Raw genomic sequence first — 16634 nt, 5'->3', positions numbered from 1 at the left:
TATTGCCTGCAATTAAAGATATAGAGCCGAACATATATGCCTTTTACACTTGGTCAACGCTGGATCAGCGATACAGAAAGCGAATTGGGACTTGGTACTGTTGTCGCCATGGATGCGCGAACCGTCACTTTACTTTTCTCATCGACGGGCGAAAACCGTCTGTATGCGCGCAGTGATTCCCCCGTGACCCGCGTGATGTTCAATCCTGGTGATACGATAACGAGCCATGAAGGCTGGCAACTGCATGTCGATGAAGTAAAAGAAGAAAACGGCCTGCTTGCCTATATCGGAACCCGCCTTGATACAGAAGAAACCGGTGTAACGCTGCGTGAAGTGCTGCTCGACAGCAAACTGGTATTCAGCAAACCGCAGGATCGCCTGTTTGCCGGTCAGATTGACCGTATGGATCGCTTTGCGCTGCGCTATCGCGCGCGTAAATTTCAGAGCGAGCAGTACCGTATGCCATGGAGTGGTTTGCGTGGTCAACGTACCAGCCTTATCCCCCACCAGCTCAACATTGCCCATGATGTTGGCCGCCGCCATGCTCCTCGCGTTCTGCTGGCTGATGAAGTTGGTTTAGGTAAAACCATTGAAGCCGGGATGATATTGCATCAACAGCTACTTTCCGGCGCTGCAGAACGCGTGCTAATCATCGTCCCGGAGACGCTACAGCACCAGTGGCTGGTCGAAATGCTGCGCCGTTTCAACCTGCGCTTTGCGCTGTTCGATGATGAGCGTTATGCAGAGGCGCAGCACGACGCCTACAACCCGTTTGAAACCGAACAGTTGGTTATCTGTTCGCTGGACTTTGCCCGTCGCAGTAAACAGCGTCTGGAGCACCTGTGTGACGCCGAATGGGATCTGCTGATCGTCGATGAAGCCCACCACCTGGTGTGGAGCGAAGACGCGCCCAGCCGTGAATATATGGCCGTTGAACAACTGGCAGAGCGCGTGCCGGGTATCCTGTTGCTGACCGCAACGCCTGAACAGCTGGGCCTGGAAAGCCACTTTGCACGCCTGCGCCTGCTGGATCCAAACCGTTTCCACGATTTCGCCCAGTTTGTTGAAGAACAGAAAAACTACCGTCCGGTCGCCGACGCCGTCGCCATGCTGCTGGCTGGCAACAAGCTGAGCAACAATGAGCTGAACATGTTAGGCGACATGATTGGCGAACAGGACATTGAGCCGTTATTGCAGGCGGCAAACAGCGACAGCGAAGACGCCCAGAGCGCACGCCAGGAACTGGTTTCGATGCTAATGGACCGCCACGGTACCAGCCGCGTGCTGTTCCGTAATACCCGTAACGGTGTGAAAGGCTTTCCGAAACGCGAACTGCATACCATCAAATTACCGTTGCCAACCCAATACCAGACGGCGATTAAGGTCTCCGGCATTATGGGCGCGCGTAAGAGTGCGGAAGACCGGGCGCGCGACATGCTCTACCCGGAACAGATTTATCAGGAGTTCGAAGGCGACACTGGCACCTGGTGGAACTTTGACCCACGCGTGGAATGGCTGATGGGCTACCTGACCAGCCACCGCTCGCAAAAAGTACTGGTCATCTGCGCGAAAGCCACCACCGCGCTTCAACTGGAGCAGGTACTGCGCGAGCGTGAAGGTATCCGCGCCGCCGTGTTCCATGAAGGGATGTCGATCATTGAACGTGACCGCGCGGCGGCCTGGTTTAGCGAAGAAGATAGTGGCGCCCAGGTGATGCTGTGCTCTGAAATCGGCTCCGAGGGGCGTAACTTCCAGTTCGCCAGCAATCTGGTGATGTTTGATCTGCCGTTCAACCCGGACCTGCTGGAACAGCGTATTGGTCGTCTGGACCGTATTGGTCAGGCGCATGATATCCAGATCCACGTTCCATACCTGGAAAAAACCGCGCAATCCGTGCTGGTGCGCTGGTACCACGAAGGTCTGGATGCGTTCGAACACACCTGTCCGACCGGACGCACCATCTATGACACAGTCTATAACAATCTGATCGGCTACCTGGCTGAGCCAGAAAACACCGATGGCTTTGACGATCTGATCAAGACCTGCCGCGAACAGCATGACGCGCTGAAAGCACAGCTGGAGCAAGGGCGCGATCGCCTGCTGGAGATCCATTCGAACGGCGGCGAAAAAGCTCAGCGGCTTGCTGAAAGTATTGAAGAGCAGGACGACGATACCAGTCTGATCGCCTTCGCGATGAACCTGTTTGATATCGTTGGTATTAATCAGGATGACCGTGGCGACAATTTGATCGTGCTCACACCGTCCGATCATATGCTGGTGCCAGATTTCCCTGGGCTGCCGGAAGATGGTTGCACCATTACGTTTGAGCGCGATGTCGCTCTGTCGCGTGAAGACGCGCAGTTTATTACCTGGGAACATCCGTTGATCCGTAATGGTCTGGATCTGATCCTCTCCGGCGACACCGGTAGCAGCACCATTTCGTTGTTGAAAAACAAAGCGTTACCGGTCGGTACTCTGCTGGTTGAACTGGTCTACGTTGTGGAAGCGCAAGCGCCGAAACAGCTGCAGTTAAACCGTTTCCTGCCGCCAACGCCGGTACGTATGCTGCTGGACAAAAACGGCAATAACCTTGCCGCGCAGGTTGAATTCGAAACCTTTAACCGTCAGCTCAGCGCCGTTAACCGCCATACCGGCAGTAAACTGGTCAACGCCGTCCAGCAGGATGTTCATGCCATTCTGCAACTCGGCGAAGCGCAGGTGGAAAAATCGGCCCGCGCGTTGATCGACGCGGCGCGTAAAGAAGCGGACGAGAAGCTGACGGCAGAACTCTCACGTCTGGAAGCGCTGCGCGCCGTTAACCCGAATATCCGTGATGACGAACTCAGCGCAATTGAAAGCAACCGTCAACAGGTGATGGAAAGCCTGGATCAGGCAGGCTGGCGTCTGGATGCCCTGCGCCTGATCGTCGTGACGCATCAGTAACGGAGCCATACATGGGGATGGAAAACTATAATCCGCCGCAGGAACCCTGGCTGGTTATCCTGTATCAGGATGAGCACATTATGGTGGTCAACAAACCGAGCGGCTTGTTGTCCGTGCCGGGCCGTCTGGATGAGCACAAAGACAGCGTGATGACGCGCATTCAGCGCGATTATCCGCAGGCTGAATCCGTACATCGTCTGGATATGGCCACCAGCGGCGTGATTGTAGTGGCGCTAACGAAAGCGGCAGAGCGCGAACTAAAGCGCCAGTTTCGCGAACGTGAGCCGAAGAAACAGTATGTTGCGCGCGTGTGGGGGCATCCCGCTCCTGCCGAGGGACTGGTTGATTTACCGCTGATTTGCGACTGGCCGAACCGGCCAAAGCAGAAAGTGTGTTATGAGACCGGAAAATCGGCGCAGACCGAGTATGAGGTGGTGGAGTTCGCGGCGGATAATACCGCCCGGGTTGTGCTCAAACCCATTACCGGACGCTCCCACCAGCTGCGTGTGCATATGCTGGCATTAGGGCATCCGATCCTGGGCGACCGCTTCTACGCCCCGCCACAAGCCCTGGCGTTAGCACCGCGCCTGCTGCTGCACGCAGAGATGTTAACCATCACGCATCCCGAATACGGCAACAGTATGACGTTTAAAGTCCCGGCGGATTTTTAAATTCTGAGCCAATTTATGCCGGGGGCGCTTCGCTTGCCCGGCCTACATTCATTAACGTAGGTCGGATAAGGCGCTAGCCGCATCCGGCAATTCAATCACTTGAATCCTTTTTGATCCTTAATCAGCTCGTACGCCTTCTGAATTTCCTGCGCTTTTTGCTTCGCCATTTCCATCATTTCTGGCGGCAGGCCTTTCGCAACCAGTTTGTCCGGATGGTGCTCGCTCATCAGCTTACGGTATGCGCGCTTAATGGTGGTCGCATCATCGGTCGCTTTCACTCCCAGTACATTACAGGCATCTTCCAGCGTCGGGCCGCGTTGCGCTTGCTGCCAACCGCCGCCACCGGACTGCTGTTGATACCCGCCGCCAAACTGCGCGCCGCCCTGCATCATGCGCAGGAACTGATCAAATTGGGTACGTGAGATCCCCAACTCTTCAGCAATCACATACAGCACTTCACGCTCGTTAGGATGCAACGACCCATCGGCAAATGCCGCCTGGATCTGAATCTCCAGAAACATGCGGATCAGATCGAATCGACCAAAACAGACGCTGCGAAACTGACGCATCTTTTCACGTAATGGGTAATTGTCTGATTTTCCCACCCGGAAGGCGTGTTGCGCGGCGGTGCGCGAATCTCCGTGCAAATTCATCCGATCCATCAATTGGCTGGCGATATGAATATCGGCTTCCGTGACGCGACCTTTGGATTTGGTCAGATGCCCCATCACCTCAAAGGTGGTGGCAAAAAACAGCGCCTGGCGTTCACGTTGGTTGGCAAACCACGCCATTTTGCGCATGCGGGCTTTGTCGAACATGTGGCCAACTAACAGGCCCAGAACCACACCCCAGAAGCCGCCGCCCATCATTAAGGCCACGGCTACACCAATTATCTTTCCCCAATACTGCATAGACTCCCCAAACCTTTATGCTCTCAGCCAGGCTATGTCCCACAATATAAGGTGCTTTTACCGATTTGCGGCTGCGGTCAATTGTGGGACATCGCCTATAATTTGCATTATCATACCTGTCATTCAATGCCGTGCCTAACACCACAAACGCTATACCCGTTGGATTTCGAGTTGCAGCAAGGCGGCAACGTAGTGAGTCCCCTGTAGCTTACTCATGTAAGTGACTGGGGTGAACGAGGAAGACAACGACGATGCAGCTTGAAAGGTGGCGGGTATAAAATGGGCAGGATTAATACTAGCGAAGTGAAGATGAGATAAGTTAGGCTGTGACCGTTTGTCACGCGCGACGCTACTGATGATGGAACAATAAATACAACGTATGAAAAAACGTATTCCCACTCTTCTGGCCACCATGATTGCCAGCGCCCTCTATAGCCATCAGGGCCTGGCAGCCGATCTCGCCTCACAGTGTATGCTGGGCGTGCCAAGCTATGACCGTCCTCTGGTACAGGGCGAGACCAATGAATTACCCGTCACCATCAATGCCGACAACGCCAAAGGGAATTACCCGGATGACGCGGTGTTTACCGGCAACGTGGACATCGCACAGGGTAATAGCCGCCTGCAGGCAGACGAAGTGCAGCTTCATCAGAAGCAAGCCGATGGCCAACCGGAGCCAGTACGTACCGTCGATGCGCTGGGCAATGTCCATTATGATGATAATCAGGTTATTCTGAAGGGGCCGAAGGGTTGGTCTAACCTGAATACCAAAGATACCAACATCTGGGAAGGTGATTACCAGATGGTAGGCCGTCAGGGGCGCGGAAAAGCCGACCTGATGAAGCAGCGTGGGGAAAACCGCTATACCATTCTGGAAAACGGTAGCTTCACCTCCTGTCTGCCAGGTTCCGATACCTGGAGCGTTGTCGGTAGCGAAGTCATTCATGACCGTGAAGAACAGGTCGCGGAGATCTGGAACGCCCGCTTTAAACTGGGTCCGGTTCCGATCTTTTACAGTCCTTATTTACAGTTGCCCGTTGGTGATAAGCGCCGTTCCGGTTTCCTGATCCCGAACGCAAAATACTCTACCAATAACTATTTTGAGTTCTACCTGCCGTACTACTGGAACATTGCGCCCAACATGGACGCCACCATCACGCCGCATTATATGCACCGTCGTGGCGGGATCATGTGGGAGAACGAATTCCGTTACCTCACCCAGGCGGGTACTGGCCTGATGGAGTTCGACTATCTGAACTCCGATAAAGTGTACGAGGATGAACATCCGAAAGATGACAATTCACGTCGCTGGCTGTTTTACTGGCAACACGCTGGGGTGATGGACCAGGTGTGGCGATTCAACGTCGACTATACCAAGGTCAGCGACACCAGCTACTTTAATGATTTCGATAACAAATACGGTTCCAGTACCGACGGCTACGCCACGCAAAAATTCAGCGTCGGCTACGCGGTACAGAACTTTGACGCCACGGTTTCGACCAAGCAGTTCCAGGTCTTCGACGCACAGAACAGTAACAGCTACTCTGCGCAGCCGCAGTTAGACGTCAACTATTACCACAATGACGTCGGTCCGTTTGATACCCGCATTTATGGCCAGGCGGTGCATTTTGTTAACACCAATGACAACAGACCGGAAGCTACCCGTTTACACCTTGAACCAACTATCAGTTTACCGCTGTCGAATAACTGGGGAAGTATCAATACCGAAGCGAAACTGCTGGCAACGCACTATCAGCAAAGTAACATTAACGAATATCAATCATTTACAAGAAACAATTATCGTTACAGTCCTACCAACGATAATTTAAACGCCCTTAACGCGGCTAATTCTCTGGAAGAGTCCGTGAACCGCGTAATGCCGCAGTTTAAAGTTGACGGCAAAATGGTGTTCGAGCGTGACATGCAGATGCTGGCGCCGGGTTATACCCAGACGCTGGAGCCGCGCGCGCAGTATCTGTACGTCCCGTATCGCGATCAAAGTAATATTTTTAACTATGACTCGTCCCTGCTGCAAGCTGACTATAGCGGCCTGTTCCGTGATCGTACCTATGGAGGCCTTGACCGTATCGCTTCCGCCAACCAGGTGACGACCGGGGTCACATCTCGCGTTTATGATGACGCAGCCGTTGAACGTTTTAATATTTCTGTGGGTCAAATCTACTATTTCACCGAGTCTCGCACCGGCGATGACAACATTAAATGGGAGAATGACGACAAAACAGGTTCACTGGTATGGGCGGGCGACACCTACTGGCGCATCTCCGATCGTTGGGGTTTACGCAGTGGGATCCAGTACGACACGCGTCTGGACAGCGTCGCAACCAGCAGCAGCAGTATCGAATACCGTCGCGACGAAAACCGTATGCTGCAGCTGAACTACCGTTACGCCAGTTCGGAGTATATCCAGGCCACTCTGCCGTCTTACTACTCCACGGCAGAGCAGTATAAAAACGGGATTTCGCAGGTGGGCGCAGTGGCAAGCTTCCCGATCGCCGATCGCTGGTCGATTGTCGGAGCTTACTACTTCGATACCAACGTGAACAAAGAAGCGGACTCCATGCTGGGCCTACAGTACAACTCCTGCTGTTACGCCATTCGCTTCGGCTACGAACGTAAGCTGAACGGTTGGGATGACACTCAGAAACATGCAGTTTATGACAACACGATCGGCTTTAATATCGAACTGCGCGGCCTGAGCTCCAACTACGGTCTCGGCACCAACCAAATGTTGCGTTCGAACATTTTGCCGTATCAAAGCTCTTTATGATCTGATTGATTTACAACGTAATCCGCATTGCGGTTAATTGAAATGGAAAAAGTATGAAGAACTGGAAAACGCTGCTTCTCGGTATCGCCATGATCGCGAATACCAGTTTCGCTGCCCCACAGGTAGTCGATAAAGTCGCAGCCGTCGTCAATAACGGCGTCGTTCTGGAAAGCGACGTCGATGGCTTAATGCAGTCAGTAAAACTTAATGCAGGTCAGGCTGGTCAGCAGTTACCGGACGATGCCACGCTGCGTCATCAGATCCTGGAACGTTTGATCATGGATCAAATCCTCCTGCAGATGGGTCAGAAGATGGGTGTGAAAATCTCTGACGAGCAGTTGGATCAGGCTATCGCCAATATCGCCAAGCAGAACAACATGACGCTGGATCAGATGCGCAGCCGTCTGGCACAAGATGGCTTAAGTTATTCGACCTATCGTAGCCAGATCCGCAAAGAGATGACCATCTCTGAAGTGCGTAATAACGAAGTTCGCCGTCGCGTCACTATCCTGCCTCAGGAAGTGGATGCCCTGGCACAGCAGGTCGGCAACCAGAACGATGCCAGCACCGAGCTGAACCTGAGCCACATTCTGATCCCATTACCGGAAAACCCAACTTCCGACCAGGTCAACGCGGCTGAAAGCCAGGCGCGCTCGGTTGTTGATGAAGCGCGTAACGGTAGCGATTTCGGCAAACTGGCCATCACTTATTCAGCCGACCAACAGGCGCTGAAAGGCGGCCAGATGGGTTGGGGACGTATTCAGGAGCTGCCGGGTATCTTCGCCCAGGCGTTAAGTACCGCGAAAAAAGGCGATATCATCGGCCCAATTCGTTCAGGTGTCGGCTTCCACATCCTGAAAGTGAACGACATGCGTGGCCAAAGCCAGAGCATCTCCGTGACTGAAGTTCACGCCCGCCACATTCTGCTTAAGCCGTCGCCGATCATGACCGATCAACAGGCGCGTCTGAAGCTGGAACAAATCGCGGCAGATATTAAGAGCGGTAAAACTACCTTCGCGGCAGCGGCTAAAGAGTTTTCTCAGGATCCCGGTTCTGCTAACCAGGGCGGCGATCTGGGCTGGGCTGCAGCGGACATTTTCGACCCTGCTTTCCGCGATGCGCTGACCAAACTTAATAAAGGCCAGATGAGCGCCCCGGTGCACTCCTCTTTCGGTTGGCATTTGATCGAACTGCTGGACACGCGTAACGTTGATAAAACTGACGCGGCGCAGAAAGACAGAGCTTACCGTATGCTGATGAACCGTAAATTCTCGGAAGAAGCAGCAACCTGGATGCAGGAACAGCGCGCCAGCGCCTACGTTAAAGTTCTGAGCAACTAATGACTCGTACTCAACGCGTTGTTATCACTCCCGGCGAACCCGCCGGGATTGGCCCGGACCTGGTGGTTCAGCTCGCCCAGCGCGAGTGGCCTGTAGAACTCGTTGTCTGTGCGGATGCAGCACTCCTCAGTGACCGGGCAGCGATGCTCGGTTTACCGCTTTCACTCCTCCCATACTCTCCAGATATCCCAGCCAAACCGCAATCAGCAGGCACATTGACGCTGTTACCGATTGCGCTGCGGGCACCTGTTGTCGCGGGTCAGTTGGCGGTAGAGAACGGGCAATATGTAGTGGATACGCTGGCTCGCGCCTGCGATGGCTGTCTGCAAGGTGAGTTTGCGGCGCTGATCACCGGTCCGGTTCACAAGGGTGTAATCAATGACGCAGGCGTCCCGTTTACCGGGCATACCGAGTTTTTTGAAGAGCGCTCACAGGCAAAGAAAGTCGTCATGATGCTGGCGACGGAAGAGCTGCGCGTTGCCCTGGCAACCACGCATTTGCCGCTCAGAGCCGTTGCCGACGCCATTACGCCCGCCCTGCTTCAGGAAGTGATCGGCATTTTGCATCATGATTTGCGCACCAAATTCGGCATTGCCGATCCGCATATCCTGGTGTGCGGTCTAAACCCGCATGCCGGTGAAGGCGGTCATATGGGAACGGAAGAGATAGACACCCTCATTCCGGTACTCGATGAACTGCGTGCGCAAGGGATGAAATTAAACGGTCCGCTGCCCGCAGATACGCTGTTTCAGCCCAAATATCTCGACCACGCGGATGCCGTGCTGGCAATGTACCACGATCAGGGTCTCCCCGTGCTAAAATACCAGGGATTTGGTCGCGGTGTGAATATCACGCTGGGACTGCCCTTTATTCGCACATCCGTCGATCACGGCACTGCACTTGAACTTGCGGGTCGTGGGCAAGCAGATGTCGGCAGTTTTATTACGGCGCTTAATCTCGCCATCAAAATGATTGTTAATACTAATGAATAATCGAGTCCATCAGGGCCACTTAGCCCGTAAACGTTTCGGGCAAAACTTCCTCAACGATCAATTTGTGATCGAAAGTATTGTCTCTGCTATCAACCCGCAGAAAGGTCAGGCTATGGTCGAAATCGGCCCGGGCCTGGCAGCATTGACCGAACCCGTTGGCGAACGTCTGGACAAGCTCACGGTCATTGAGCTGGACCGCGATCTCGCCGCGCGCTTGCAAACACACCCGTTTTTAGGGCCAAAGCTGACGATTTATCAGCAAGATGCCATGACTATGAACTTTGGCGAACTGGCACAAACGATGGGTCAGCCGCTGCGCGTATTCGGCAACCTGCCGTACAACATCTCCACGCCGCTGATGTTCCATCTTTTTACCTATACTGATGCCATTGCCGACATGCATTTCATGTTGCAAAAAGAGGTGGTCAATCGTCTGGTTGCAGGGCCAAACAGTAAAGCGTATGGTCGATTAAGCGTCATGGCGCAGTATTACTGCAATGTGATCCCGGTACTTGAAGTGCCGCCATCTGCATTTACGCCTGCGCCTAAAGTCGATTCCGCCGTCGTGCGTCTGGTCCCTCACGCGACAATGCCGTACCCGGTTAAAGATGTCCGTGTGCTGAGCCGTATTACCACCGAAGCGTTTAATCAGCGCCGTAAAACGGTGCGTAACAGCCTCGGTAACCTGTTTAGCGTTGAAGTACTGACAGAGCTGGGCATTGATCCGGCGATGCGAGCGGAAAATATCTCTGTCGCGCAATACTGCCGGATGGCTAACTATCTGTCAGAAAACGCGCCATCGAAGGAGAGTTAAACATGATCAATTCGCCCCGAGTGTGCATTCAGGTACAAAGCGTCTACATTGAGGCGCAATCCTCACCTGATGATGAACGTTACGTTTTTGCTTATACCGTGACTATCCGCAATTTGGGGCGAGCGCCTGTGCAGCTGTTGGGGCGTTATTGGCTGATCACCAATGGTCATGGTCGCGAAACCGAAGTTCAGGGCGAAGGTGTGGTTGGCGTTCAGCCCCACATCGAACCTGGCGAAGAGTACCAGTACACCAGCGGTGCAGTGATTGAAACGCCGCTGGGCACCATGCAGGGTCATTACGAAATGATTGATGAGCAAGGAATCGCCTTTACCATCGACATTCCCGTGTTCCGACTCGCCGTTCCTACACTCATTCATTAAAACAATAGCTATGGCAACATACCTCATTGGCGACGTTCACGGTTGTTACGATGAACTGGTAGCCTTGCTGCACCAGGTAGACTTTAATCCAGAACAAGACACCTTATGGCTCACCGGCGATCTGGTCGCCCGTGGGCCAGGGTCGTTAGACGTTTTACGCTACGTTAAATCGCTGGGCGACAGCGTACGGTTAGTCCTCGGCAATCACGATTTACACCTGCTGGCCGTGTTTGCCGGCATCAGTCGGAATAAACCAAAAGATCGGCTTACGCCGCTGCTTGAAGCACCGGATGCTGATGCATTGCTTAACTGGCTCCGCCGCCAGCCGCTGTTGCAGGTAGATGAAGAGAAGAAACTGGTGATGGCGCACGCAGGGATTACCCCACAGTGGGACCTGCAGACGGCGAAGGACTGTGCTCGCGATGTTGAAGCCGTATTGTCGAGCGATTCGTATCCCTTCTTCCTGGATGCGATGTATGGCGACATGCCAAACAACTGGACCCCGGAACTGACCGGTCTGGCCCGCCTGCGTTTTATTACCAATGCGTTTACCCGCATGCGTTACTGCTTTCCCAATGGTCAGTTGGATATGTACAGCAAAGAGTCGCCAGAAGATGCGCCAGCCCCGCTGAAGCCGTGGTTTGCCATTCCAGGCCCTGTCAGTGAAGCCTATAGCATTGCTTTCGGGCACTGGGCATCGCTGGAGGGCAAAGGCACGCCAGAAGGTATTTACGCGCTGGATACGGGGTGTTGCTGGGGAGGCGATCTCACCTGTCTGCGTTGGGAAGACAAACAGTACTTCGTGCAGCCATCAAATCGCCATTTGAATCTGGATCCCGGCGAGGCGGTCAACGCCTGATAGTCGTCTGCCGGATGCGGTGCTCGCACCTTATCCGGCCTACGAATCTGCCATCAGGCACCCAAATTAACGACGCTCCAGAATCTCGAAGCAGTAGCTGTGGGAGTTTTGCGCGTCGGCATCGTGGAATTCACTGAACACCGATTCCCAGTCATCCGGTTCGTAGTCCGGGAAATGCGTATCCCCTTCAACTTCCGCATCGATGTGCGTCAGATACAGTTTCTGCGCTTTCGGCAGGAACTGCTCATACACACGTCCACCGCCAATCACCATAATTTCAGGTTCATCGCCGCAGGCCGCAATCGCTTCATCAACAGACTTCACCCACTGCACGCGATCGTCGGTGCCTGGCTTGCTGCTGATGACGATATTTTTACGCCCTGGCAACGGTCGCCCGATGGATTCCCAGGTGTGGCGTCCCATGACAACCGGCTTATTTAAGGTATTACGTTTAAACCAGGCGAGATCGGCAGGTAGGTTCCACGGCATGGCGTTTTCCATACCGATGACGCGATCTACCGCTAACGCCGCAATCAGACTGATCATTGAATGTTTCCCGGATACAAAAAAATTGTCGCCACTATACGGAAAGCGCAATCTTTCGTCGACTGGCGGAAAGAGGATGAGCATGAAAATTTTCCGTTCTGCTGGCGAACCGACCTATTTAAGGTGGTACGCCAGCATTACAGTAGTTCAAAAACAGCCAATTAGCAGTAAAGTTTGCAGAACATCACATTTTTTACCCTATGCTGACGGTTTCACTTCCGGCTCATCGGCGACGTCGCCCGTATGCTTACCTTCATCCGTGCCTTGCCAGCCATGGCGTTGAATCAACGATAAGTGCTGACGATCTTCCGCAATAATTTCACTCAGCATTGCGCTGGTGCGTTTATAAACCGCCGCGCGGGAAGTCGCGTCATTTTCCCCTTTCACCATCTCCTCAACCATCAGCGTATTGAAGCGGCGGAATACGTCGGCCCGCTCTCGCGCTTCATAGCGGCCAAGCCCGAGCCCTTCCAGTGCCAGGCGTCCGGTCTTCAGTGCGCCTTCAAAGGTTTCACGTTCCGGCATATCCACGCCCGCCTGGCGCAGCCGGATGTAATGATCCACGTCGCGCGCACGGGCAATAATTTGCAGATGCGGGAAATGCTCCTTCACCATTTCGGTCAGTTGCAGGCTGGTTTGCGGATCGTCAATAGCGTTAATAATGACTTCGGCTTTAGCCGCCCCGGCAGACTCGAGCAGATCCATCCGGGTCGCATCGCCATAGAATACCTTCATGCCGAATTTACGCAGCGTTTCGATATGGTCCGGGTCATGGTCAAGAACCACCATTTTGACCCCACTCGACAGCAACAGACGACCGGTTATCTGGCCAAAACGCCCGAACCCGGCGATGATCACCCGCGGCTGTTCCTCGTCAATTTCATCGGCCTCCCGCTCTTCACCGGTCGCCGATTTTTCCAGACGCGTCAAAATCACCAGTAAAATCGGCGTGGCCGCCATCGACAGCGCCACCGCCAGCGTCAGAGATTTCGCCCAGTCAGGGTCAAGCACGTTTGCCATTTGCGCCGCGCCAAACACCACGAAGGCAAATTCACTGCCCTGCCCTAATAATACGGCAAACCAGCGACGTTGCTTATTCGGCACCTGCAACGGTTTCGCTATCAGCCACAGCATGACGGTTTTGATAACCAGGAAACCGACCAGCAGGATGATAATACGCAAGGGATTATCAATCAGCGTACCAAAGTCGATAGACATCCCCACGCCGATAAAGAACAGTCCCAGCAACAACCCTTTAAACGGCTCAATATCGCTTTCCAGCGCGTGGCGATACTCAGAGCTCGCCAGCAGCACACCGGCCAGGAATGCCCCCATCGCCATCGACAGTCCAACCTCTTCCAACAGCAGACCGAAGCCAAACACGAGGAACAGCGCAACGGCACTGAACACTTCCCGCAGGCCCGAGCGGGCGACAAAACGTAAGGCCGGACGTGTCACATAACGCCCCAACACCACCACCAATACCAGCGCGCCCGCCACCTTAAGGGCAGACAATGCAAACGCCCCAAGCGTTGTTGATGCGCCGCTCGCCGCCAGTAATGGGATCATCGCGACCAGTGGAATAGCGGCGATATCCTGGAACAGCAGCACGGCAAATGCGCTACGCCCCAGTTGCGACACCATCAGGTTACGTTCATTCATCGCCTGCATAGCGATGGCCGTGGAGGAAAGCGCCAGCGTCATGCCGATCAGTTCCGCTACCTGCCAGCGCAGGCCAAGGAACATACAGAACAAACCAATCAGACCACCGCAAACCACCATCTGCAGCGCGCCGCCGCCGAACACCGAGGCTCTCAGTTTCCACAAACGTTGCGGATCCAGCTCCAGGCCGATAACAAACAGCATCAGCACCACGCCGATCTCCGCAAAATGCAGGATTGATTCGGCGTCCGTCACCAGCCTCAGACCCCAGGGTCCGATAATACATCCGGCGATAAGATACCCCAGCACCGACCCCAGCCCCAGCCGCACGGCGATGGGGACAATCAGTGCCGCCGAGCCGAGATAAATCAGCGCCTGTATCAGCGTATGGCTATCCATGATGAACCTCCTGCCACTCCAGCAGACGTTGTTTGTAATGACGCGCCTGCGCCTGCAGGGTTTCATCATCGCAGATAAACGTACAGTGCATCGCAAACGGCGGCAGCCATTTGAGGCCACAATAAAGCGCCGTTGCCTGTAAGGGCTGGGAGAGCACATCAAATCCAGGATGGGAGCCAATATCAAAGTGGTTTTCACCGCCGCCGGTGGTCACTGCCCATAGCAAATGCTTGCCGTGGAGCGCAGTTCCACCGTGACCGTACGCCCAACCGTGCGAAAGGACCTTATCCATCCAAAGCTTGAGTAACGGAGGTGTGCTATACCACTGCATCGGATGCTGCCAGATTATCAAATCAGCGCGCGACAGCGCATCCTGTTCAGCGGCAATATCGATATTGAAGTCGGGGTAGAGCTGGTAGAGCGAGCGGATCTCCACGCCCTCCAGCGTCCTTGCCTGTTCAAGCATCCGCTTATTCGCATGCGAGTGCTGCGGATAGGGATGCGCATAAATGATGAGGATCATGATTAGCCTGTTTCACTGCATTATTGTAATAACAGTGAGTTTAGTCAGTTAATCCACAGGCTAACAGTCAATATTATTGAGTAGATAAATGGAAAAATCTGAGTTAGTTGTCCAGCTCGCTCATATCTTTAACCTGGTCGCGGTTAATCTGCTCCGTCTTACCCGTTTGCGCATTTTTGTACGATACCAGGCCGGTATCATCATCGACTTGCGGTTTGCCGTCAGTGACGATTGTTTTGCCATCGGTGGTTTTAACCGCCTGGTTTGAGGAACAACCGGCTACGGTAAACAGTGCTGCTGCGGTAAAAATAGACGTGATCAGGATATGTTTTTGCATGGTGTTCTCCCTGCTTTTCAGTTGTTTTCAGTAAAATACCCAATTAACTGTAGGCTAACTGACTGAGTTGCAGGAAAAATACAGAACACTCCTAATAGCCTGTCCTGGTCACGGGCTTACTGCGAATCGTCATTTGACTGGTTTGCGCCAGCGTCAGCCCCCGCGTTTCCGGCGCGAAAGCAATCGACACCAGCAGGCCAATCAGCGAAATTCCCGCCCCCATCAGCATGACATTACTGATGCCGTATTTGCTAATGAATACCGGCAGGGCCCAGGTTGAAACAATAGTGCCGATGCGGCTTAACGACATTATCACCCCGACGGCAGACGCGCGAATATCGGTAGGAAACAGTTCGTTCGGGTATAGCCACTGCAGGTTTCCTGGTCCCCCCGAGAAAAACGCGTATACGGCAAACGCCAGCACCACCAGCCACGCCCCCATATCAGGGATTAACCCCAGCACGGCCAGCGCCAGCGTCATCATAATAAAGCTGCCAATCAACAGCGGTCGGCGGCCCGCGCTATTGAGCCAGAACATGGGAGGAATGCACCCCAGCATAAAGCACAGGCTTATCACCACATTGCCCAACGCGGCGCTTTTCCCGGCACCAAGCCCCAGCAGCCCAACAATCTGCGGACCGAAGGTATAGATGGCGAACATCGGGATCACCTGACAGGTCCAGATAACGGCGACAAACAGAACAAACGGGAAATGACGGCGATTAAACAGCTGTAAGAAGCGCGTCTCCTGCGGCGCTTCTTCGTCGAACACCACCGGTTCGCCGAACAGTTTGATCATCATCTCCTCGCACTCTTTCACCCGCCCTTTACGCAGCAGCCAGCGCGGGGATTCAGGAAGATCGAAACGTCCAATCAGGATCAAAATGCAAGGGATCACCGCGCTGCCCAACATCCAGCGCCATCCACCCTCAACATCATACAAACAGTAACCGACCAGGTCGGCACAGGTGGCGCCGACATACCACATCGCAGCGATAAAACCGATGGAAAAAGCGCGCTGGCGAGTATTAGAGAACTCGGTAATCATCGAGGTAGCGATCGGGTAATCAGCACCAATCACAATGCCGATTAGCACGCGCATCACCAACAGCTCAACGGGCGAGGAGACAAACATGGTTGCCGCCGATATCACGCCAATGGCGATAATATCGATGATGAACATTTTGCGCCGCCCGACCTTATCGGAAATGTAGCCAAACAGCGACGTCCCCACAAACAGACCGGCGAGCGTGCCAGCGCCCAGCAGACCAATCCACTGTGCGTCCAGTTTCAATGCTGGCGTGAGCTGTTCCAGCGCCACGCCAATCATCACCAGCACATAACCATCCAGAAACGGCCCACCGCTTCCCCACAGCATTATCCGGCGGTGAATAGAGGTAAATTTGATGTCATCAAAGTTCCTGGGCTGCTGCATAGCGACTTCCTGTTTCAACACGGGCAAAGCGTCA

General features: G+C 53.9%; 14 protein-coding genes. 8 read left to right on the top strand and 6 right to left on the bottom strand.

The window, feature by feature from the left end:
• Positions 1-36: 36 nt before the first annotated feature.
• Positions 37-2943, top strand: coding sequence for an RNA polymerase-associated protein RapA (rapA, locus tag OGV80_RS04985; protein WP_043018402.1), 2907 nt, complete (start codon positions 37-39; stop codon positions 2941-2943).
• Between the two features lie 11 nt (positions 2944-2954).
• Complete coding sequence (gene rluA / locus OGV80_RS04980; RefSeq protein WP_042312382.1) at positions 2955-3614, top strand: bifunctional tRNA pseudouridine(32) synthase/23S rRNA pseudouridine(746) synthase RluA; 660 nt, start codon at positions 2955-2957, stop codon at positions 3612-3614.
• 95 nt (positions 3615-3709) lie between these two features.
• Here the strand turns inward: rluA and djlA are convergent, their stop codons facing one another.
• Positions 3710-4525 carry a co-chaperone DjlA gene (djlA, locus tag OGV80_RS04975; RefSeq protein ID WP_043018400.1) on the bottom strand — a complete coding sequence of 272 codons (816 nt, stop codon included), beginning with the start codon at positions 4523-4525 and terminating at the stop codon, positions 3710-3712.
• 379 nt (positions 4526-4904) lie between these two features.
• Here djlA and lptD point away from each other — a divergent pair, with 379 nt between their 5' ends.
• The 6 genes from lptD to apaH are packed head-to-tail and all read left to right on the top strand — an operon-like array spanning position 4905 to position 11698.
• Entirely contained in the window at positions 4905-7313 is a 2409-nt protein-coding gene (lptD, locus tag OGV80_RS04970; RefSeq protein ID WP_199994981.1) for an LPS assembly protein LptD, read from the top strand.
• Positions 7314-7366: 53 nt separating this feature from the next.
• A complete protein-coding gene (surA, locus tag OGV80_RS04965; RefSeq protein WP_003829603.1) occupies positions 7367-8653 on the top strand; it encodes a peptidylprolyl isomerase SurA in 1287 nt (428 codons plus the stop codon).
• Entirely contained in the window at positions 8653-9645 is a 993-nt protein-coding gene (pdxA, locus tag OGV80_RS04960; RefSeq protein WP_286513881.1) for a 4-hydroxythreonine-4-phosphate dehydrogenase PdxA, read from the top strand. Before surA ends, pdxA begins: the two co-directional genes overlap by 1 nt.
• The gene (rsmA, locus tag OGV80_RS04955; RefSeq protein WP_005124503.1) at positions 9638-10459 is read left to right on the top strand and encodes a 16S rRNA (adenine(1518)-N(6)/adenine(1519)-N(6))-dimethyltransferase RsmA; all 822 of its coding nucleotides are present in this window, start codon (positions 9638-9640) and stop codon (positions 10457-10459) included. Before pdxA ends, rsmA begins: the two co-directional genes overlap by 8 nt.
• Before the next feature lie 2 nt (positions 10460-10461).
• Positions 10462-10839 carry a Co2+/Mg2+ efflux facilitator ApaG/CorD gene (gene apaG, locus OGV80_RS04950; protein ID WP_003018867.1) on the top strand — a complete coding sequence of 126 codons (378 nt, stop codon included), beginning with the start codon at positions 10462-10464 and terminating at the stop codon, positions 10837-10839.
• A gap of 10 nt (positions 10840-10849) precedes the next feature.
• Positions 10850-11698: a bis(5'-nucleosyl)-tetraphosphatase (symmetrical) ApaH gene (apaH, locus tag OGV80_RS04945; RefSeq protein ID WP_043018397.1), complete on the top strand. Its 849-nt coding sequence runs from the start codon at positions 10850-10852 to the stop codon at positions 11696-11698.
• A 66-nt stretch (positions 11699-11764) separates the two neighbouring features.
• On the opposite strand, the gene folA is transcribed toward apaH, so the two are convergent.
• The 5 genes from folA to OGV80_RS04920 all read right to left on the bottom strand — a co-directional run bounded on the left by folA (position 11765) and on the right by OGV80_RS04920 (position 16600).
• Positions 11765-12244, bottom strand: coding sequence for a type 3 dihydrofolate reductase (gene folA, locus OGV80_RS04940; RefSeq protein WP_003018873.1), 480 nt, complete (start codon positions 12242-12244; stop codon positions 11765-11767).
• 198 nt (positions 12245-12442) lie between these two features.
• Positions 12443-14305, bottom strand: a complete 1863-nt coding sequence (gene kefC, locus OGV80_RS04935) for a glutathione-regulated potassium-efflux system protein KefC (RefSeq protein WP_043018396.1) — start codon at positions 14303-14305, stop codon at positions 12443-12445.
• A complete protein-coding gene (kefF, locus tag OGV80_RS04930) occupies positions 14298-14828 on the bottom strand; it encodes a glutathione-regulated potassium-efflux system oxidoreductase KefF (RefSeq protein WP_043018395.1) in 531 nt (176 codons plus the stop codon). Before kefF ends, kefC begins: the two co-directional genes overlap by 8 nt.
• Before the next feature lie 103 nt (positions 14829-14931).
• Entirely contained in the window at positions 14932-15165 is a 234-nt protein-coding gene (locus OGV80_RS04925; RefSeq protein WP_003018880.1) for a YgdI/YgdR family lipoprotein, read from the bottom strand.
• 91 nt (positions 15166-15256) lie between these two features.
• Complete coding sequence (locus tag OGV80_RS04920) at positions 15257-16600, bottom strand: MFS transporter (protein WP_043018394.1); 1344 nt, start codon at positions 16598-16600, stop codon at positions 15257-15259.
• Between the last annotated feature and the right edge of the window lie 34 nt (positions 16601-16634).

Source organism: Citrobacter sp. Ce119, from assembly GCF_030334525.1.
Classification (GTDB): domain Bacteria; phylum Pseudomonadota; class Gammaproteobacteria; order Enterobacterales; family Enterobacteriaceae; genus Citrobacter; species Citrobacter europaeus.
This window is presented reverse-complemented; position numbering and strand designations above follow the sequence as displayed.